Genomic DNA, 18,204 nt, shown 5'->3' with positions numbered 1-18,204 from the left:
ACGAGAACCATGCAACCAACAGAGCTGAAGAACCTGAACATCGCCATCGTCGGCGCAGGGTATGCCGGCGCTGCGGCGGCCAAGGCCCTGAGCCTGCTCGGCGCCGACGTCACCGTGTACGAGCAGGCCACCGCGGTTCGGGAGGTCGGCGCCGGCATCGGTCTACGTCCGTCCACCATGGACCGCTTCCGCCGGTGGGGGATCTTCGACGCGATCGCGAACGTCAGCTCGCCGAGTGACTACTTCGAGATCCTCACCGCCACTGATGATCCGATCATGAAGGAGGCGTGGCCGGGCATCGACGACTTCGCCGAGGCGACCAAGACCCACCTGATCCACCGCGGGGACTTCATCGACGCTCTCCTGGGCGTGCTCCCCGAGGGCATGGTGCACCTCGGTCACAAACTCGAGTCCGTCGAGGACCGGGGCGACCGCTCCGTCCTCACGTTCGCCAACGCCGAGACCGTCGAAGCCGATCTGGTCATCGGCGCCGACGGCATCAAATCGGTGGTGCGGCAACAGCTTTTCAGCGACAAGGGCCCGGTGTTCTCCGGGGAGCACGCCTACCGCGCGGTGATCTCCGTCGACGACGCCCACGGCATGATCGTCGACGACAACCTCCGGATGTACATCGGCAGGGGCACGAAGGTGTACCTGCTGCCGTTGCGCCACCGGGGCCAGGTGTCCTTCGACATCACCGCGCTGTGCCCGGACGGTACCTGGGCGCCGCAGATCACGAAGGACGACATCGTGGCAACCGTCGAGGGCTTCGACGAGCGGATCGTGAACATCGCCCGCGGCCTCGACCTGGACACCGTCAGCATTCGAGCGGTCTACGACATCGACCCGGTCGAGCGGTGGCACTCCGACTCGGTCGTCCTCGTCGGCGACGCAGCGCACTCGATGCTGCACCACCAGGGGCAGGGTGCGAACTCCGCGATCCTGGACGCCGGCGCGCTCGCCGACGCCCTGCAGGAGGCCGACTCCGTCAAGGACGCGCTGGCGTTGTACCAGGCGACCCGCAAGCCGGTGACGGACGAGCTGCAGCGCATCTCGCGTCAGGGGTGGACCGAGGACGAGGTCGACGACGTCTTCCCCGGTCAGAAGCCCGCCGCTCAGCAGCCCGCCACAAAGTAGAAACGAGGTCACCGTCATGCCGTTGCACCCCCAGATCGCCCAGGTGATCGCCAACCTGCCCGCCCCGCCCGAGGGCCCACTCGACCCGTCGGCCATGCGCGCCGGCGAGGAAGCACAGGTCGCGCCCGTGGAGGAGCGCCTGCCGCTCCACGCGGTCGAGGACACCACAGCCGGGGACGTGCCGGTCCGGATCTACACGCCGGTCGACGCCGACTCGTACGGACTGCTGGTGTACTTCCACGGCGGGGCGTTCTTCCTCGGAAGCCTCGACACCCACGACCATGTCGCGCGGTCCCTGGCGAAGGAGTCCGGGCTGAAGGTCGTCTCCGTCGGGTACCGCCGGGCGCCCGAGGCTGCGTTTCCGGCCGGCCTCCAGGATTGCCTCGGGGTGGTGCGGTGGGTCGCCGAGAACGGCGGGGCCCTGAAGTGGGACGGCTCGACGCTCGCGCTGGCCGGCGACAGTTCGGGCGGCACCTTCGTCGCCGCCGTCGCCGCGATGGCACACGACGAGGGTTTCGATCGCATCACCCACCAGGTCCTGTTCTACCCGTCGCTGGACCTGGACTTCGACATCGACCGCTACGCCTCGCTGCGGGAGAACGCCGAAGGGTACGGCGTGGAGACCGCGGGACTGAAGCCCTTCAATGCCTTCTATGTCGACAGCGGCGCGGATCCGGCGGACCCGCTGGTCTCCCCGATCAAGCGCGAGGATCTGACCGGACTGCCCCCGGCGCTGATCGTCACCGCCGAGTTCGACCCCATGCGCGACGAGGGCGAACTCTACGGCGCGCGGCTGAACGAGGCCGGAGTGCACGCGAAGGTCAATCGCCGTGCCGGAGCCAACCACGGGTTCGTCCAGAACTTCTCCTGGATCCCGGAGTACCAGAAGGTGTTCGAGGAGACGGCCGAGTTCCTTCATTCCGCTCCGGGGAAGTGACATGACGCAGGACGTGAAGATTCACCCACTCGTTTCGCCCTGGGGCCGATTCGGTCTCTACAGCTTCTTCATCGACGCCCCCGAGCCGGCGATCGTCGACACCGGAATCGCATCGTCGCCCGCCGAGGGAATGGCCCCCGCGCTCGAGGCTCTCGGGCGCCGCATCGAGGACGTCCGGTGGATCCTGTTGACCCACGGCCACATCGACCACCTCGGCGGGGCGCACGCCCTGTGGGAACTGACCGGCAGGCGTGCCCAGGTGGTGATCCACGAGGCCGACGCGCACCTGTTGCGATCGCGGCAGGCGCACGTGGACGAATACGTGGCGGTGCGTGGGCAGTATCTGAACGACCCGCAGGGCGCCGCGAAGCAGACGGCGACGGCGCAGACGGTCATCTCCGGGGAGATGGAGCCGTCCATCGTGGTCCGGGGCGGCGAGACCTTCTCCCTCGGTGGCGATGTCACCGTCGCGGTGCATTCCATCCCGGGCCACACCGCCGGATCGGTGGCCTATGTGGTGAACGGCCAGAACTCCGTGTTCGTCGGCGACGCCGTGCAGGTCCACGGCGCCGCGAACGGCTTTCCCGGTTACGAGGATCCGGTCGCCTACCGGTCGAGCGTGCAGTACCTGCGCGACGAGATCCGTCCGCAGCACCTGTATCTGGGGCATCCGTACCGCCGGGCGGACGGGGTGGCCTACGGGGTCGAACTCGACAGCGAGCAGGCTCGGCAGGCCCTCCAGGAGAGCTTGGACATCCAGTCACGGGTCAGCGACGCGGCCCATCGGTATCTGCAGGACGGCCTGCAGGTAACGCACTCGGCGTACTCGCCGTTCGCCCGGGTGGCGGAGGAACTCGGCTACGAGGGGGACCCGGCACTCGAACCGTCCCCGTTCTTCACGACGCTGCACGGCTACCGCACGCAGTTCAACCAGAAGCTCTGACAGAGAAAGAGAGTCGCGCACTCATGACGGATTTTCGAACTCTTGACGCGGGTGGGCAGAAGATCGCCGTCCGCAAGGACCTCCGGGTGCCGATGCGGGACGGTGTCACGCTCGTCGCCGACTCGTACTCCGGTGTGGAGGACAAACCCCGGCCCGCGCTGGTCGCCCTGAGCCCGTACGGCAAGGAGTTGCAGGCCCTCGCCCTCACCACGCCGCCGCAGCGGCGCCCCAGCCCGATGTGGGACGGCTGCATCGAGGCGGGCGACATCGCACGCGTCGTCGAAGAGGACTACGTCCACGTGATCGGCGACCTCCGCGGTTCCGGCGCCTCCGAGGGCGAGCACATCGGCAACTACAACGCCGGCGGTGTCTCACTGGGCCAGGACGCGTACGACTTCATCGAATGGGTTGCCGAGCAGCCGTGGTGCGACGGCAACGTCGGGATGATCGGCATCTCCTACTTCGGGTCGATGCAGGTGCTCGCCGCCGCGGAGCGCCCGCCGCATCTGAAGGCGATCTTCGTCAGCGGCGGGCACTACGACTTCTACGAGACCACCTACCACGGCGGCATCATGTGGTTCATGCCGCGCGCCGCCCGCGAGGGCCGCGGCGGCGACTCCGGCTGGGCTTTCACCGACAACGTCAAGTCCCGCATGCTCGAGACGTACTCCCCGGAGGAGATCACGAAGCGCGTCGCCGAGCGCCTCGCGGATCCGGATGTCGCTGCCTGGCCGAACCTGGTCCACGTGCTGAACTACCCGAAGCATCACGAGGCCTGGTTCGACATCGTGACGAACGACCTGGACGGGGACTGGTACGAAGAGCGCAACCCCGTCACCCTGGCTCCGAACATCGACATCCCCGTCTATCTGCAGATCGACCAAGGCCGCGGCTGGACGGTCGACGGCACGATCGAACTCTTCGACGCACTGAAGGGGCCGAAGAAGCTGGACATCGGCCCGTACCCGCCCATGCAGTCGCGCCCCTTCATCGAGGAGCACGACAAGATGTTCCGGTGGTACGACTACTGGATCAAGGGCATCGACAACGGGATCATGGACGAGCCCGCGGTGAACGTCTTCGTCGAGGGCTCGCGTGAGCGGGTGACCGGCAGCCAGTGGCCACCGAAGGACGTGGAGTACCGGTCGCTGTACCTGCGCCCGCGCGGCACGCTGTCCACGGAGCCCGAGCGAATGGGTGCGGAATACGCCGCACCGGACGGTTTCTACCAGGCGCCGCTCACGGTCACCGACACGGTGTCGATGCTGCGCTGGAGCACCGAGCCGTTCGAGGAGCCCACGGAACTGATCGGCACCGGCGCCGCGCACATCTTCGCCGAGATCGACCAGGACGACACGAACTTCATTCTGCGTCTGTGGGATACCGCCCCCGACGGCAAGCGCCAGCTGATCACGTCCGGGTACCTCAAGGCCTCGCACCGCGAGCTCGACGAGCGCACCACCGAGGGCAACCCGTACCACCCGCATACCCGCGCGGTGCCGGTCGAGCCCGGGACGATCGACGAGTATGTGCTGCGCCTCTACCCGTTTGCCGCGACGTTCCGGCCGGGACACCTTCTGACGGTGGAGCTCTCGAACAACGAACCGCTGGCCGACGCGCACAACGCACTGCTGCCGCCCGATGCCTTCCACCTGCCGGTCGGCCGCCCGGTCACCCACAAGATCTACCGGGACGCCGCGCACCGGTCCCGCCTCGTGCTGCCGTTCACGACCCACAAGGCGACGTAAACGTTCCGGTGGCGGCGCGGGGGTGGCACTGGCGGTCCGCCTGCGGATCGGTCACGATCGACGGGTGGACCGCACCGCCAGACTCGCCCTCGCCGTCGACCGGCAGGGCGGACGTTGCCTGTGGTGCGGTCGTCGTTTCGGACCGTTGATTCCGCCGACCACCGAACACCTCGTGCCACGACTCAAGGGCGGTCCCAGCATCGCGGCCAACGAGGCCGCCGCATGCCCGCGGTGCAACGCGGACCGCGGCCACACCGGTCCTGTCGACTGGCTCGCGCAGTGCCGGAGCCGACACGGTTGGGCTCCGCAGGCGAGCCTGCTCGCGACGCTCCTGAACGCGTTGGACGTCGAACTCGACAATGTGGGTGGACATCGCCGCGCCAAGCGATATTTGTCCGGCCAACTGCGGCGCTGCCGGAGCGGTCACTGATCACCGCAGGAGCGTGCTGGCGTCCTGTGTGGCCCCGCCCGGGGCCGGGCACTCTCTCCAGTATGGGATCGAACGCAGGCCGCCCCACCAGCTCGACGGCCGCAGCTCTCGGCGGCCGGCTGATGCAAATGGTCGGTGACCGCGACGCCGCCCGGTTCTCGTTCGAGATATCCCGAGTGTGCGCCGAGCCGCACCCCGCCGGACAGCGGCCGGCATACGGCGATGTGCTGTCCTGGGTTGTCGATGCCATCGTCGGCGTGGTCATCGCGCGCCTCGGCGCCGCAGGCCCAGGGGAGAGGTTCATCCTCGACCTCCGCTTCACGGACGGCGGATACGTCGACGTCGACACCTTGCCCGCATCGGCGCGCTGGGTGCTGCGGACGGTGTCGGCCGTCCTCGCCGAGGATCACGCGGAAGTGGAGCGGTCGCTCACCGCCGCCGAGCGCGAGTTCGACGTGACCATGCGCGCGGAAACACTGGCCGACGCGCTCATCTGGCTCGACTTCGTTCTCGGAGTCGACCTTCCCGACCCGCCCGACGTCACCACCGAATAGCGAAATCCCGGGTCGGGGGAGGCGGTTGCCGCGGGGGTCGCCCGTGAGTCAGTCCTGTGCCCCTGCCGGGGTGCCGGGCAGCTCGTGTGCGGTCAGGAGCAAGTGGTCGAACCGGGCGCGAAACGACTCGGGCAGGGTCGCCTCGGCGGCGAGGGCGGCGACGAAGCGCTCGGCGAGGGTGTGAAGTTTGGTGTTGGTCTCCTGGGAGCGCCAGGTGAGGATGCCGAAGGCGCGTTCCGAGGAGATGCCGTAGACGAGCATGAGCGCACCCTTGGCCTGCTCGATCACCGCCCGCGATTGTTCGAGTGCGGCGACGGCCTCGGTGATCGCCGCGTTGAACTCGCGGAGGTCGGTTTCCAACGTTTCGGTGACGTCGATGTAATACCCGGATGTGCCGATGACCTGGCCGTCCTCGTCGAGCATTCGATCGCCGACCACGATGACGTGGTGGATGCGGCGTTCCGTGTCGATGATGCGGTGCTTGCTGCTGAACGGCTCGGCGGCGTGGATCATCCTGTCGAAGAGCGCAGCGACTTGCGCGTGGTCGTCCGGATGCTTGTGGGAGAGTAAAAGTTCGGTGGTTGGGGTGATCTCGCCTGGTTGGTAGCCGTGCATCCGGGCGACAGGGTCGGACCATTCCCAGCGCTGGCCGTCGAGGTAGAAGCGGAAACTCCCGCCCTGTGGGGGTGCGTTCGAGCCGAGTAGCTCTTCACTGTCCACAACGACACCCACGGCCCTGCGTGCTCAACCATCCGCGCCTTGCAACCACTGCCACAGTATGCCGCGCACTCACATCGGAGTGCGCGGAAATCACGTTCATGGCATGACGGGCCACGCAGTCCGGGGCCGACGACCCCGCACTGCCTCTTTCCGGTCAGTTCGGACCTTGGCTGTGCTTGCCCTCCGTCGCCGTAGTAACGGCCGCCGGTTCCGTCGTCGTCGGAGTGCGGCCCGCAGCTTCCTCCAGTGACACTCCGTTCGTCGGGGCACTCGTGTCGGTGCTGCGGTGGGTAGCCTTCTTCGCCAGTTCCCCGACCTTGTGCTGTACCTGCGGCGCCTTGTCCTTCACGGTCTCCGTCGCCTCGCTCACCTTCTCCTGCACGGTGGGGTTGTGCCAGAGTTCGAGGGACTGATGCCTCATCTTCTCGTAGGTCTGTCGGCCCGACCGAGTGCCCAGGACGAACCCCGCGGCCGCGCCCGCTGCGAAGATCAACACTTTTTGCATGACATCTCCTGATTGTTGTGTGGCACGAGCGGCCGGCCGAATCGTCGTCCGAACGCCCTCCCTGCACAGCTTGCCCTCAGCTGCCGAGCCCAAACCACCGGACCGGGTCGTCTGTCCCGCCCATTACTAACTCAGACCTCATCTGCACGTAACCTACGGTTGCGTAACTTGCCCTACCGTAGGGTTATGGCGATTTCGGATGTCAGGATGTACACCCACCTCACCGAGGCGGATGTCGAAGCTCTCGGGATCGAGTTCGACACGATCCGACGCGACATCGAAGCCTCTCGCGGGGAGAGCGATGCCCGGTACATCAGAAACGCGATCCGGCTGCAGCGGTCACTCGAAATCGGCGGGCGTGCACTCCTGTTCGCGAGTTTGTTCCCGCCGGCATGGCTTGCGGGCACCTCGATGCTCGGCACCGCCAAGATCATCGAGAACATGGAACTGGGTCACAACGTGTTGCATGGTCAATGGGATTGGATGAACGATCCGGAGATCCACTCGTCGTACTGGGAGTGGGACATCGCCGGCCTGTCCGAGCATTGGAAGCAGACCCACAACTACGTTCACCACAAGTACACGAATGTGCTGGGGATGGATGACGACGTGGGTTACGGCATGCTGCGGGTCACTCGCGATCAGCGGTGGACACCGTTGAGCGTCGGCAACCCTGTCTACAACCTGTTGCTGCAATTGTTCTTCGAGTACGGCGTCGCCCTCCAGCACCTCGAGCTCGGCAAGGTGGTTGCGGGCGGTGTCGATCGTGGGGAGTTCGAGCGCAGGGGCCGCGAGGTGCTCGAGAAGGTCGGCCGCCAGGTGCGCAAGGACTACGTCATCTACCCGGTGCTCACCGGTCCGGCGTTCCTGACGACCTTCACCGCGAACCTGACGGCGAACATGATCCGCAACGTGTGGACGAACGCCGTGATCTTCTGCGGTCATTTCCCCGACGGTGCCGAGAAGTTCACAACGAAGGACCTCGAAACCGAGACACGAGGCCAGTGGTACCTGCGGCAGATGCTGGGTAGCGCGAATTTCGAGGCCGGCCCGGTCATGGAGTTCATGAGTGGCAACCTCTGCTACCAGATCGAGCATCACCTGTTCCCGGACCTGCCGAGCAACCGCCTGCGCGAGATCTCCGTGCGGGTGCGGGCGCTGGCCCAGAAGTACGACCTCCCCTACACCACGGGTTCGATGCCGGTGCAGTACTTCGAGTCGTGGCGGACCATCGCCAAGCTGGCGCTGCCGAACAAGTTTCTCAGGGCAACCGCCGACGACGCGCCCGAGACGGCGTCGGAGCGCAAGTTCACCGACCCGCGGCCGCAGATCGATCCGGTCACGGGTAAGCGCCGTGGACTGCTGACAGCCCTACGCGCACGGGCGGGAATCTGATATCGCCGGAGGTGGGGCAGGTGCCGGGTCTCATCTGCGTTCGGTGATCCGCTGCGCGATCACACTCAACCGGGTGTTGGTTTCCTGAGAGAGTCGGGTGAGCAGGTCGAACGCACGGATCGCGTCGATGTCGAATCGCTCCATCAGCATTCCCTTCGCCTGCCCGATGACGTCGCGTGAGGCGACCGCTGATCGCAGCTGCTCTTCGGTGCGTGCAGCGGTGAGGGCCAACGCGGCGTGGGCGGCGAGTACCTCACCCGCCACTTCCTCGTTGGGACCGAACGCGTGGGGAGAGAACGCAAACAGGTTGAGTGCGCCCATCTTTCCTTCGGAGGTATACAGCTGAAAGGACATCGAACTGAGAAGTCCCACGTCGACAGCGGCCGCAGCGAACTGCGGCCATCGCGGTTCCGAGCGAAGGTCCTCGCTTCGCACCAGGAGATGGTTGAGCGCCGCAGCCACACACGGTCCCTGCCCGAGTTGTTGCTGAGCGTGGTCGAGCTTTCTGAGCAGCTCGGATGTCGGCGCGACGGTCTCGAATTTCTTGCCACCGGAGATGAGCAGGATGCCCGCGCACGTTTCGTGCGGCATCAGTTCGACAACTGCGGCGGTGACAGCGCGCAGACGTTCGTCGAGGGTGCGTGGGCCGGAGAGACTGCGGGCAAGTTCGGCCATGGTGCGACTGAGGTCCCCGGCGCCGGAATCGCTCATTACCGCTCCTCGGTTCGATCGAAAGGATGGCTGTAGGAGAGTGCCCAGTCGGCACCCGTCCACCCACCCCACCATAGGCACCGCAGAGCCGGTCCACACCCCCACCGGCCCGTGGGCGGTTCACGCGGGCCACCCTCGACACGGGCCGTGTTAGCGAACGGCGCGGTGGGGTACAGCGTAGGGACGACACTGCGCCCGCCGATCAGCGATGGGCAACGTGCACGTCCCGACCCAACTGTGAGGTATCCATGTCGACCGATGCGATCGTGCTGTTGAAGAACGACCACAAGGAGATCCGGAAGCTGTTCCGCGACTTCCGCGGTGCCGGGCCGAACGCCCGCGTGGAAAAGGGTCGCATCGTCGACGAGATCATCGAAGCCCTCACGGTGCACACCTACATCGAGAACGAGGGCATGTACCCGGAGGTGCGTGACCTCGCCCCCGACCTCGAGGACGACATCCTCGAATCCTACGAAGAGCACCACGTCGCGGACGTGCTGGTCGTCGAACTGGCAGCGATGAAACCCGACGACGAGCGGTTCGACGCGAAGACCACCGTGCTGATCGAGAGCGTCGAGCACCACATCGAAGAAGAAGAGCAGGAGTGGTTCCCCAAGGTCCGAGAAGAGCTGGGGCGCAAACAACTCCGGGAGATGGGTGCGCGGATGCTGGAACTGAGGGACAAGGCACCCAGATCCCCCGCCCAGCCGTCGGCCCTGAAGAAAACGGTCGACGCGGTGATCAAATAGCGACGACCGCGTCGAGGCCGCGGATCATCGGCGACCGCGGCCCCGCCCTGTAGTCGGCGATCAGATCAGCGTTGCCCGTTGGCTGCCGTCTCGTTGCGACGCTTCGCCTTTTCCGCTTCGGCCAATTTCTCCACCCGGTCGGCGCGAGCGCGTTTGCCGGCTGCCTCGTCCTGTTTGTTCGCGGCGTCCTTCAGTTGGGCCTTGGCCGGCGCTGCCGCCGCCTTCTCCGCTTCCCGGAGTCTGGTCTGCTCGGCACGGTGCTCGGCCTCCGCAGCCTGAGTGCGCTGGGCGGCAAGCTGGTCGGCGTTCTTCTTCGCGACCTGTTTGCGTTGCAGGGCGTCCCGTTCGGCGGCGTGTTTGCGCTCGTCCTCACGCCGGCGTGCCTGTTCGACGTCGCGCTGCTTCGCCTCGCGCGCTGCCGCCTGCTCGTCGTGGACCTGCTTGCGCTTGGCTTCCAGTGCGGTGTCGGCCTCGGCCTCGGTGCGTGCCGCCTCCTCTTCGAGTTGCGCCGCCCGGGTCAGTGCGTCGCTGCGCTCGGTGAGTGCGTTGCCGCGTCTCTCGGTGTCACGGTCGCCGAGTGCACTACCGACGGCGCCGTCGAGCACGCCGAGCGTGCGCTCGTACATCAGCCTGGCCGGGGATTCGGTGGCCAGCCGGGACATCAGCTGGTCTTCGACGAGTTGCAGGGGAATACGCAGGATCGTGTACTGCAACCGCAAGAGCGTGATGGGGACGGTGAGGATGTTCATGGAATCTCCGATGATTCGTGGGGAGTGGATCAGGACAGGCCGGCGTCGCCAGTGAGGCCCTCGGCGGCGCGCCGCACTCGTTCTGCCTCGTCGCGGGCGGCGGTTGCGTCACGGACCACCCGCCGGTGTTCGTCGGTGGCGTCGACGGCTTCTTCGGCGGCGGCGGCCGTCTTCGATCGCTCGAGGGTCTCGGCCCGGGCCGCTTCGTCGCGGGCGTCGGCCGCCGCGCGGGACTGCTCCTGCGCGACCTGTCGGTGCTGTTGTTGCTCCGCGGCCCGGTGCTCTGCGTCCTGCCGGTTCCGGGCAGCTTCTTCGGCGGCCGCGGTCTCGGCACCGATCGCAGCGCGCTCCTCGGCACTCTCGCGACGCACCTGGCCGAGTTCCTCTGCGGCCTGCGAGGTTTCCGCCCGGGCCACCGCCTCGGCATTGTTCGCCTCTTTACGTTGCTGCGCCTGCGCCTGTTGCAGCTGTCCTTCGGTGGCCAGCGAGTCGTTGCCGGTCACGGCTCCGGCCACTTCCTTCACCTTGCCCTTGACCGAGTCGAGGAGACCCTTGCGCGCTTGTCCGGACGTGTTCTGATCGTTCATGAGAATGTTCTCCTGGTATTCGGGCGGGCGACGGTACCGCCACCCGCATGTTCGGTGGCTAGTTGATGCCGACTACTTCCTGCGCGATGGCGGTGCGGTGTGCGCCGGCCGGACGCCTGGTGGCGTCATCGACGCCGGCCCTGCGGCGGGCGAACCGTGAGATTCCGAGCAGCCCGCGCGATGTGGTGGTCGGTTTGCCGGCGCGGCGTTCGAGGTGGTTACCGAGTCGGGACAGTACGGTGGCCACGAGGGGAAGAGCGAGAACGATCATCTTCCATCGCCGCAGCAGACGGCTGACGAGAATCAACATGGGAAGAACCTTTCTTATCGAGCAGTCAGGCTGCGACGCAGCGCAACCCGGGCACCGACCACGGTGAGCAGCCCGAGGGTCGCAACCGAGAGTGATGTCGTCGCGGCCACGGCACCCGACAACATGGTGAGCGCCGCGAGGTCGAGGACACGTCGGACGCCGGGCAGTTCGACCAGGGAGGGGTGCGCCCCGGCCGGGACGGAAGGACGGGTATCGACGCTGCTCGACAGTAGACTCGAGTGGTCAATATGGTTGAGGGAGAATGTGTCTGACAAGATTTGGCCCAACTATCGGCGACACCGACCCCGCTGATTTGGTGCGGAGGCGTGTCGCAGATTCGATCGACAAACGAACGTAACGCGGCGAGAGTTAGACGCCGGTATGCCGATCGGTGTCCGTGTAGTGCTCGCGGCTGCCGGACTTCGCAATGCCCCGGCTGACGATGTAGGCGATCGTCAGAATGACGATGTAGAACCAGGCGCGGTCCGCCCGGAAATAGTCCTCGTGCCCATCGGTCGTCTGCACCAGATACGAGGCGATGAGGACTCCGATGACTGCGGCGATGTAGACGAAGAACTCGGTGGTCTTGAACGCGGCCTTCGTCTCGGTGCTGCGGCGCGGATCGAGCTGAGCGCGCGGGCCGGGAGTGACGGCTCCGGGGGTGGTGTGGGCGGCAGGATTAGTGGAGGTCATGGATGACTCCTTCAATGGGGTGCCCGGCTTCGCAGATTCGGGTCACCACGTACGTCTCCTCGAATGAGGTGGACGTTGGTGAGCGCGACCCTCTGCTGGAGCGAACCCATACGCCGCAAGTATACCCATTAGTAACTACAGCGCAATTCTACAGCGTAGGCACAGACGGCAAATTTCCCCAGTTACGCTGCCTCGCTTCCGAACTCGACGATCATGACGGTGCACAGGAATTCCGACGAGGGCCTCGACATCACCATCGGCGGTGTCGGGACCCTCGTCCAGACCGTTTACTTCACAACCCGGTCACCCACGGTGACGTCACACCTGGCGCTCCCAAACCCGGTGGGACTTCATCAGTGCTGTGATGCCGTCGAACAGTGCGGACGCGTCGTCGGCGATCAGAATGCCCGGGGCCTCGGCCGGGATCCCGGCCGCTTCGAGGAGACCACGGCCGGCGGCCCATCCCCCGATCGCCTTGCAGTGCCGGAACGCTTCCGCCAGCAATACGTGCACCCGAGGGTCCGACGCCGGCGCTGCGACGAGAATGGCGTCGAACTCCACCGACCGCATCGTGAGGAACGTCCGGGACACCGGCACGGCGCCCTTGCCCGACCCCAATTCACCGCCGTGCGGTCCGATGACGAGCGGCACCATGCCGTTCTTGCCGATCATCTCGACCGCGTCCGCCACCTCGGACAGATCCGAGTCGTCGTCGGCGACGATGCCGATGATCCGGCCGTCCAGCGGCCACTCGGCACCGACCTGCGACAGCGCGGGACTGGGTGTGGGCGCCGCGTCGTAGGCGACGGTCGGCGCGGGCGCCGGGAGGCCGAGACCCGCGGCCACCTGCTCGCACAGACCGGGGTCGATGTTCGCGACGACCTCGAGTGCGCGCTCCTTGATCACCTGCTCGTAGCACTTGCCCAGCTCGAACGTGTAGGCCTCTGCGACGTGCGCCTGCTCGACCGGGCTGAGGCTGGCGTAGAACAGTCGTGCCTGTGAGAAGTGGTCGTCGAAGCTCGCGGGTGCGGCGCGCAGTTTCGTCGACTCCGGCATCGGCACCGGCACCTCGACGAACGCCGTGTCCGCACCGGCCAGGAACGGGCAGCCGGCGTCGAGGGAATTGGGACGGTACGGCGCGACACCCGGGTGGACTCCCGTCTGGTGCATGCCGTCGCGCAGCATGTCGTTGACCTCGGCGTGGGGCCGATTGATCGGTATCTGCCCGAAGTTGGGCCCACCGAGCCGGCTGATCTGGGTGTCGAGGTAGGAGAACAACCGCGCCTGTAGAAGCGGGTCGTCGGTGACGTCGATTCCGGGAACGAGGTGCCCTGGATGGAACGCCACCTGCTCGGTCTCGGCGAAGAAGTTCGTCGGATTCGCGTCGAGCGTCATCAGCCCGATCGGCTGGACGGGGGCTAATTCCTCGGGCACCATCTTGGTCGGGTCGAGCAGGTCGATGCCCTCGAACGTCTGGTCCGGGGTGTCCGGGAACGCCTGGATGCCCAGTTCCCATTCCGGGTACGCGCCGGACTCGATCGCGTCGGCGAGATCGCGGCGGTGGTAGTCGGGGTCCATGCCGTTGACGATCTGCGCTTCTTCCCACACCAGTGAGTGCACACCGAGTTTCGGCTTCCAGTGAAATTTCACAAGCGAGCTCTCGCCCGCCGCGTTCACCATTCGAAAGGTGTTGACGCCGAAGCCTTCCATCATCCGGTACGAACGGGGGATGCCGCGATCGGACATGTTCCACAGCGTATGTGCGGTGGCTTCGGTGTGCAGAGACACGAAGTCCCAGAACGTGTCGTGCGCGCTCTGCGCCTGCGGAATCTCACGATCCGGGTGCGGCTTGGCGGCGTGAACGACGTCGGGAAACTTGATGCCGTCCTGGATGAAGAAGACCGGAATGTTGTTTCCCACCAGGTCGAAAGTGCCTTCGCCGGTGTAGAACTTGGTCGCGAACCCGCGGGTGTCGCGGACGGCGTCGGCCGACCCTCGGGAGCCGAGCACGGTGGAGAACCGGACGAAGACCGGTGTCTCGACATCCTTGCCGAGGAACCCCGCCTTGCTGATCGGTTCGGCGGAACCGTATCCGCGGAAGACGCCGTGGGCGGCCGCACCGCGCGCGTGCACCACCCGCTCCGGGATCCGCTCGTGATCGAAGTGCGTGATCTTCTCACGGAGATGGTGATCCTGGAGCAGGGTCGGACCCCGGGTTCCCGCCTTCAGCGAGTGATCGGTGTCGTACAGCCGCGCGCCCTGCGCCGTGGTGAGGTGCTCACCCTGCTGGCCGCGGGCCGTGTCCGGACCGTCGACGGGTTGCCCGGTTGCGGTCCCCAGCGCGGGAGCCCGCTGATCGGGCTTGGGGGGCAACGGCTCGGTGGGTTCCGTGGGCTCGGCGAGCGTCGGGGTACCGGAACCGGGTGTTCCGGGAATGGGCGGGTTCTTCTTGGGCACGGCGTAGCTCCTCGCTGAAAATCCGTGGGATCGGCGCCGCATCGTTGCTGTACGGTCCGCTCTTCTCGGAGTGCCCAAACGGTCGCACAACGAATCAGGGTGGGCGCAGCACCAAAACAATGCCTCGATCGAGAGACGCGGTTTCGCATTCGCGTCCCAGGGCATAGCTACAACAGATGTCAAACACACACGAGTAGGAATCCGGCGTTCTGCTGCGTCGGGAAGGAGTGATCATGGGTACCGAACCAGGCACGCAGTTGCACGAGGAACCACAGTCCGAGCGTGGCCCCCAGGGCTCACGAGACGCGGGCCCGGACCAGGCCGGAGCAGGCCAGACGGACCGCAAGCCGGGGTCTCTGGATCAGGAAGAAGTCACCTCCTCCGGGGAACCGGGCACGAACCCTACGCCCGCCGGCGGCTCGCTGCCTCCCGGCGACGCGGAGCCGGCGATACCGCCGTACGACGGCCGGACCACCAGCACGAAGGAAGGACGCCCGGAGCACGACGCCCACGTGGACTCCGGCGGAATGCAGTCGCCGAAACCCGGGCAGACCCCACGTGGCGCAGTGGCCTCGCCGGCCGAGGAGAAGCCCGCCGCACAGACCGCCGAGACCGAGGGCAGCGACTCCGGAGTGGGACCCGCGCATCAAGGAGGCGTCGGCAAGGCCGAAGACAAGAAGTGATTGCCGCCGGACGCAGCGACACCTCTTGGTCTCTCGCGCAGGCGAACTGGTGTTCCTAGGACCTTTTCGGCTCGTACCGCATCGCCACCGCACCCGAGCTGAACTCCGACCGGCTCACGAGCTTCAAGTCGACATGCTTCGACAGCCCCGCGAACAACGTCGGCCCGTGGCCCGCGAGCCTGGGCTGCACCACGAACTCGTACTCGTCGATCAATCCCAGCTCCGTCAACGCCAGCGGGAGCTTCACACCGCCCACGAACAGTCCCTTGCCGGACTCCCGCTTGAGCTGCCGGACGGCCGTGTCCAGATTCCCGCGCACGAGTTCGGCGTTCCAATCGACCCGCTCCAGGGTGCTCGACACGACGTACTTCTTTGCCGCGTTGATCGTCTGGGCGAAGGGTTCCATCCACTCGGGTCTCGCTCCCGGCGGCGCCGGCGGCCGCCACGCTTCCTCCATCATTTCGTAGGTCACCCGGCCGAAGAGAAGCGCATCGGCCTGGGTGAGGTTCCCGACGTGGTGACGATGCAAGTCTTCGTCCGCGGGGATTGCACGATGATCGCAGCACCCGTCCAATGTGACGTTGATGGAGTACCGAAGGGGTCGCATTTGGCAAGAGTACGAGGTACACGGGGCAGGTGTCGCTCGAATAGCGGGTGACGGGACACGACGCGGTGGTTCGGCTCCTTACCCCGGGGAGAGGGACGACACGGGGTAAGGAGCCGCGCTTCGGGGTTGTCTCACAGTGAGGTGGTCACCGGTGCGCGCCTGGCCGTGGTTGTGCGGGCGAGTGTTGTTCGCGCAGCATGCACTAGGCGGTCCACTGTGAAGCCGAACCGCTCGAAGAGCTCGGGTCCGGATGCGCTTGCCCCGAAGTGTTCGAGGCTGACGATTTCGCCTGCATCGCCGACGAATTCTCGCCACGGGGTGGCGATGCCTGCCTCGACGCTGACTCGCGCTGTCACTTCGGCGGGCAGGACCTGTTCCCGGTACGACGGGTCTTGGCCCAGGAACCATTCGATGCAGGGCATGGAGACAACTCTGGTGGAGATTCCCTCTCGGTGGAGTTCCTCCCTGGCGTTCATGGCGAGTTGGACCTCGGATCCGGTGGCGATGATGATGAGGTCGGGTTCGCCGTTCTCACCCTCGGCAAGTATGTAACCGCCACGTGCGGTGCCTTCTGCGGAGCCGTGAACGGTGCGGTCCCAGGTCGGTACGTTCTGCCGGGTCAGGGCGAGGCCGGCGGGGCGATCGCTGTTCGTGAGGATGGTTCGCCACGCGACGGCAGTTTCGTTGGCGTCGGCGGGCCGGACGACGTCGAGGCCGGGGATTGCGCGCAGGGCCGCCAGGTGTTCGACGGGTTGATGGGTGGGTCCGTCCTCGCCCAACCCGATCGAATCGTGGGTCCAGACATAGGTCACCGGCAGTTTCATCAAGGCTGCCAGGCGCACCGCCGGACGCATGTAGTCGCTGAAGACGAGAAAGGTTCCGCCGTACGGCCGCGTTCCGCCGTGCAGGGCGATGCCGTTGAGGATCGCCCCCATGGCGTGCTCGCGTATCCCGAAATGCAGCACCCTCCCGTAGGGGTTTCCTGAGAACGCCGAAGTCTGGCGGTTCTCCGGCAGGAACGACGGCTCACCGGCAGGTGTGGTGTTGTTCGACTCGGCGAGATCGGCTGAGCCGCCCCACAGTTCAGGAAGTTCGGGGCCAGCGCCGACAGCACCGTCCCGGATGCCTTGCGGGTCGCCATGCCGGTCGCATCGGCGGGGAAGGAGGGCAGTGCGTCGTCCCAGCCGGCCGGCAGCGTACGGGTGCTCAGGCGGCCGAGAAGGACAGCCCGTGCGGGATTCTGCGCTTGCCACCGGTCGAAACGGCGAATCCACGCCCCTTTCGCGTCGCGGCCGCGAGCGATGACACCGCGAGCGTGCGCCAGCACGTCCGGATCGACGGCGAACGACTTCTCGGGGTCGAGCCCCATGACTGCCTTCGTTGCCGCGACCTCGTCCGCTCCGAGTGCGCTGCCGTGCGACTTTCCGGTGCCCTGCAAGGTCGGGGCCGGGTAGCCGATGACGGTGCGCAGTGCGATGAATGACGGGCGATCGGTGACGGCTCGGGCGGCGTCCAGTGCGGCGGACAGAGCGGCAACATTCTCTCGGTAGCTGCCGTCGTCGCTGAGCCAGTCGACGCGCTGCACATGCCAGCCGTACGACTGGTAGCGCGCGGCGACGTCCTCGGTGAAGGCGATGTTCGTGTCGTCCTCGATGGAGATATGGTTGTCGTCCCACAGCAGGATCAGGTTGCCGAGCTGCTGAGTGCCGGCAAGTGACGACGCCTCGGCGCTGACACCTTCCTCGAGGTCGCCGTCGGAGGCGATGCACCAGATGGTGTGATCGAAGATGCTTTCTCCGGCGGGGGTTTCGGGGTCGAGGAGGCCTCGGGTTCGCCGGGCTGCCATGGCCATACCGACCGCGTTCGCCACTCCTTGGCCGAGGGGTCCGGTGGTGGTTTCCACGCCGGGGGTATGGCCGTACTCGGGATGCCCCGGCGTCAGCGATCCCCAGGTCCGTAGTTGTCGGAGGTCGTCGAGTTCGAGTTCGTAGCCGGAGAGGAACAGCTGGATGTACAGCGTCAGGCTCGAATGACCGCAGGACAGAACGAACCGGTCACGGCCGATCCATTGCGGGTCGGTCGGATCGTGCCGGAGGTGCCGTTGGAACAGCAGGTAGGCGGCGGGGGCAAGGCTCATCGCGGTTCCGGGGTGGCCGTTGCCGACCTGTTGGACTGCGTCCATCGCCAACGCGCGGGCGGTGTCGACTGCTTTGGTGTCGAGGGCGGTCCAGGAAAAAGCCTGTGTGCTCACGGGTGGGATCCTCTTCTTACAATGCTCGGTTGGGTCGC

Annotated in this window: 19 protein-coding genes and 1 pseudogene; 9 read left to right on the top strand and 11 right to left on the bottom strand. The window is 66.4% G+C overall.

Annotated elements, in window-relative coordinates:
- Positions 1-9 precede the first annotated feature (9 nt).
- From DTA22_RS13945 to DTA22_RS13920, 6 genes are all read left to right on the top strand, one after another.
- Positions 10-1,137 (top strand): FAD-dependent monooxygenase, encoded by a 1,128-nt coding sequence (locus DTA22_RS13945; protein ID WP_112299790.1) that lies wholly within the window; start codon positions 10-12, stop codon positions 1,135-1,137.
- A 16-nt stretch (positions 1,138-1,153) separates the two neighbouring features.
- On the top strand, positions 1,154-2,074 hold the full coding sequence (locus tag DTA22_RS13940; protein ID WP_112299789.1) for an alpha/beta hydrolase: 921 nt from the start codon (positions 1,154-1,156) through the stop codon (positions 2,072-2,074).
- A 1-nt stretch (position 2,075) separates the two neighbouring features.
- Positions 2,076-3,017, top strand: coding sequence for an MBL fold metallo-hydrolase (locus tag DTA22_RS13935; protein ID WP_112299788.1), 942 nt, complete (start codon positions 2,076-2,078; stop codon positions 3,015-3,017).
- A gap of 23 nt (positions 3,018-3,040) precedes the next feature.
- Positions 3,041-4,765, top strand: a complete 1,725-nt coding sequence (locus DTA22_RS13930; protein WP_112299787.1) for a CocE/NonD family hydrolase — start codon at positions 3,041-3,043, stop codon at positions 4,763-4,765.
- 64 nt (positions 4,766-4,829) lie between these two features.
- Complete coding sequence (locus DTA22_RS13925; protein WP_112300333.1) at positions 4,830-5,195, top strand: HNH endonuclease; 366 nt, start codon at positions 4,830-4,832, stop codon at positions 5,193-5,195.
- A gap of 62 nt (positions 5,196-5,257) precedes the next feature.
- Complete coding sequence (locus DTA22_RS13920) at positions 5,258-5,749, top strand: hypothetical protein (protein ID WP_112299786.1); 492 nt, start codon at positions 5,258-5,260, stop codon at positions 5,747-5,749.
- 48 nt (positions 5,750-5,797) lie between these two features.
- Here DTA22_RS13920 and DTA22_RS13915 read toward each other — a convergent pair whose 3' ends face one another.
- Positions 5,798-6,481, bottom strand: coding sequence for a PAS and ANTAR domain-containing protein (locus DTA22_RS13915; protein WP_112299785.1), 684 nt, complete (start codon positions 6,479-6,481; stop codon positions 5,798-5,800).
- 142 nt (positions 6,482-6,623) lie between these two features.
- A complete protein-coding gene (locus DTA22_RS13910; RefSeq protein WP_037243094.1) occupies positions 6,624-6,974 on the bottom strand; it encodes a YtxH domain-containing protein in 351 nt (116 codons plus the stop codon).
- A gap of 186 nt (positions 6,975-7,160) precedes the next feature.
- Here DTA22_RS13910 and DTA22_RS13905 point away from each other — a divergent pair, with 186 nt between their 5' ends.
- Entirely contained in the window at positions 7,161-8,369 is a 1,209-nt protein-coding gene (locus DTA22_RS13905; RefSeq protein ID WP_112299784.1) for a fatty acid desaturase family protein, read from the top strand.
- 30 nt (positions 8,370-8,399) lie between these two features.
- On the opposite strand, the gene DTA22_RS13900 is transcribed toward DTA22_RS13905, so the two are convergent.
- Positions 8,400-9,080, bottom strand: coding sequence for a GAF and ANTAR domain-containing protein (locus DTA22_RS13900; protein ID WP_037243098.1), 681 nt, complete (start codon positions 9,078-9,080; stop codon positions 8,400-8,402).
- 248 nt (positions 9,081-9,328) lie between these two features.
- Between DTA22_RS13900 and DTA22_RS13895 the strand changes: the two genes are divergently transcribed.
- Positions 9,329-9,829 carry a hemerythrin domain-containing protein gene (locus tag DTA22_RS13895; protein WP_112299783.1) on the top strand — a complete coding sequence of 167 codons (501 nt, stop codon included), beginning with the start codon at positions 9,329-9,331 and terminating at the stop codon, positions 9,827-9,829.
- A 65-nt stretch (positions 9,830-9,894) separates the two neighbouring features.
- Here DTA22_RS13895 and DTA22_RS13890 read toward each other — a convergent pair whose 3' ends face one another.
- The 6 genes from DTA22_RS13890 to DTA22_RS13865 form a co-directional block, all read right to left on the bottom strand.
- The gene (locus tag DTA22_RS13890) at positions 9,895-10,578 is read right to left on the bottom strand and encodes an IF2 family translation initiation factor (protein WP_112299782.1); all 684 of its coding nucleotides are present in this window, start codon (positions 10,576-10,578) and stop codon (positions 9,895-9,897) included.
- A 29-nt stretch (positions 10,579-10,607) separates the two neighbouring features.
- The gene (locus tag DTA22_RS13885; protein ID WP_112299781.1) at positions 10,608-11,165 is read right to left on the bottom strand and encodes a CsbD family protein; all 558 of its coding nucleotides are present in this window, start codon (positions 11,163-11,165) and stop codon (positions 10,608-10,610) included.
- Between the two features lie 58 nt (positions 11,166-11,223).
- The gene (locus DTA22_RS13880; RefSeq protein WP_112299780.1) at positions 11,224-11,475 is read right to left on the bottom strand and encodes a hypothetical protein; all 252 of its coding nucleotides are present in this window, start codon (positions 11,473-11,475) and stop codon (positions 11,224-11,226) included.
- A gap of 14 nt (positions 11,476-11,489) precedes the next feature.
- Positions 11,490-11,750: a hypothetical protein gene (locus tag DTA22_RS13875; RefSeq protein ID WP_146777766.1), complete on the bottom strand. Its 261-nt coding sequence runs from the start codon at positions 11,748-11,750 to the stop codon at positions 11,490-11,492.
- 94 nt (positions 11,751-11,844) lie between these two features.
- The gene (locus tag DTA22_RS13870; protein ID WP_112299778.1) at positions 11,845-12,168 is read right to left on the bottom strand and encodes a hypothetical protein; all 324 of its coding nucleotides are present in this window, start codon (positions 12,166-12,168) and stop codon (positions 11,845-11,847) included.
- A 318-nt stretch (positions 12,169-12,486) separates the two neighbouring features.
- A complete protein-coding gene (locus DTA22_RS13865) occupies positions 12,487-14,667 on the bottom strand; it encodes a catalase (protein WP_112299777.1) in 2,181 nt (726 codons plus the stop codon).
- A gap of 191 nt (positions 14,668-14,858) precedes the next feature.
- Here DTA22_RS13865 and DTA22_RS13860 point away from each other — a divergent pair, with 191 nt between their 5' ends.
- Positions 14,859-15,308: a hypothetical protein gene (locus DTA22_RS13860; protein WP_112299776.1), complete on the top strand. Its 450-nt coding sequence runs from the start codon at positions 14,859-14,861 to the stop codon at positions 15,306-15,308.
- A gap of 55 nt (positions 15,309-15,363) precedes the next feature.
- Here DTA22_RS13860 and DTA22_RS13855 read toward each other — a convergent pair whose 3' ends face one another.
- Together DTA22_RS13855 and tkt are read right to left on the bottom strand one after the other, a co-directional pair.
- On the bottom strand, positions 15,364-15,915 hold the full coding sequence (locus DTA22_RS13855; protein WP_112299775.1) for a dihydrofolate reductase family protein: 552 nt from the start codon (positions 15,913-15,915) through the stop codon (positions 15,364-15,366).
- Between the two features lie 131 nt (positions 15,916-16,046).
- Positions 16,047-18,166, bottom strand: a pseudogene (gene tkt / locus DTA22_RS13850) (transketolase).
- Positions 18,167-18,204: the final 38 nt, after the last annotated feature.

Source organism: Rhodococcus wratislaviensis, assembly GCF_900455735.1.
Lineage (GTDB): Bacteria > Actinomycetota > Actinomycetes > Mycobacteriales > Mycobacteriaceae > Rhodococcus_F > Rhodococcus_F wratislaviensis.
Note: the sequence above shows the minus strand (reverse complement) of the source record. Positions and strands in the feature narration are given on the sequence as shown.

Bases quoted from the DNA above. Each gene is read 5' to 3' on its own strand.
- DTA22_RS13945 (WP_112299790.1), top strand. From the start codon at position 10: ATGCAACCAACAGAGCTGAAGAACCTGAACATCGCCATCGTCGGCGCA.
- DTA22_RS13940 (WP_112299789.1), top strand. From the start codon at position 1,154: ATGCCGTTGCACCCCCAGATCGCCCAGGTGATCGCCAACCTGCCCGCC.
- DTA22_RS13935 (WP_112299788.1), top strand. From the start codon at position 2,076: ATGACGCAGGACGTGAAGATTCACCCACTCGTTTCGCCCTGGGGCCGA.
- DTA22_RS13930 (WP_112299787.1), top strand. From the start codon at position 3,041: ATGACGGATTTTCGAACTCTTGACGCGGGTGGGCAGAAGATCGCCGTC.
- DTA22_RS13920 (WP_112299786.1), top strand. From the start codon at position 5,258: ATGGGATCGAACGCAGGCCGCCCCACCAGCTCGACGGCCGCAGCTCTC.
- DTA22_RS13910 (WP_037243094.1), bottom strand. From the start codon at position 6,974: ATGCAAAAAGTGTTGATCTTCGCAGCGGGCGCGGCCGCGGGGTTCGTC.
- DTA22_RS13905 (WP_112299784.1), top strand. From the start codon at position 7,161: ATGGCGATTTCGGATGTCAGGATGTACACCCACCTCACCGAGGCGGAT.
- DTA22_RS13900 (WP_037243098.1), bottom strand. From the start codon at position 9,080: ATGAGCGATTCCGGCGCCGGGGACCTCAGTCGCACCATGGCCGAACTT.
- DTA22_RS13895 (WP_112299783.1), top strand. From the start codon at position 9,329: ATGTCGACCGATGCGATCGTGCTGTTGAAGAACGACCACAAGGAGATC.
- DTA22_RS13890 (WP_112299782.1), bottom strand. From the start codon at position 10,578: ATGAACATCCTCACCGTCCCCATCACGCTCTTGCGGTTGCAGTACACG.
- DTA22_RS13885 (WP_112299781.1), bottom strand. From the start codon at position 11,165: ATGAACGATCAGAACACGTCCGGACAAGCGCGCAAGGGTCTCCTCGAC.
- DTA22_RS13880 (WP_112299780.1), bottom strand. From the start codon at position 11,475: ATGTTGATTCTCGTCAGCCGTCTGCTGCGGCGATGGAAGATGATCGTT.
- DTA22_RS13870 (WP_112299778.1), bottom strand. From the start codon at position 12,168: ATGACCTCCACTAATCCTGCCGCCCACACCACCCCCGGAGCCGTCACT.
- DTA22_RS13865 (WP_112299777.1), bottom strand. From the start codon at position 14,667: ATGCGGCGCCGATCCCACGGATTTTCAGCGAGGAGCTACGCCGTGCCC.
- DTA22_RS13860 (WP_112299776.1), top strand. From the start codon at position 14,859: ATGGGTACCGAACCAGGCACGCAGTTGCACGAGGAACCACAGTCCGAG.
- DTA22_RS13855 (WP_112299775.1), bottom strand. From the start codon at position 15,915: ATGCGACCCCTTCGGTACTCCATCAACGTCACATTGGACGGGTGCTGC.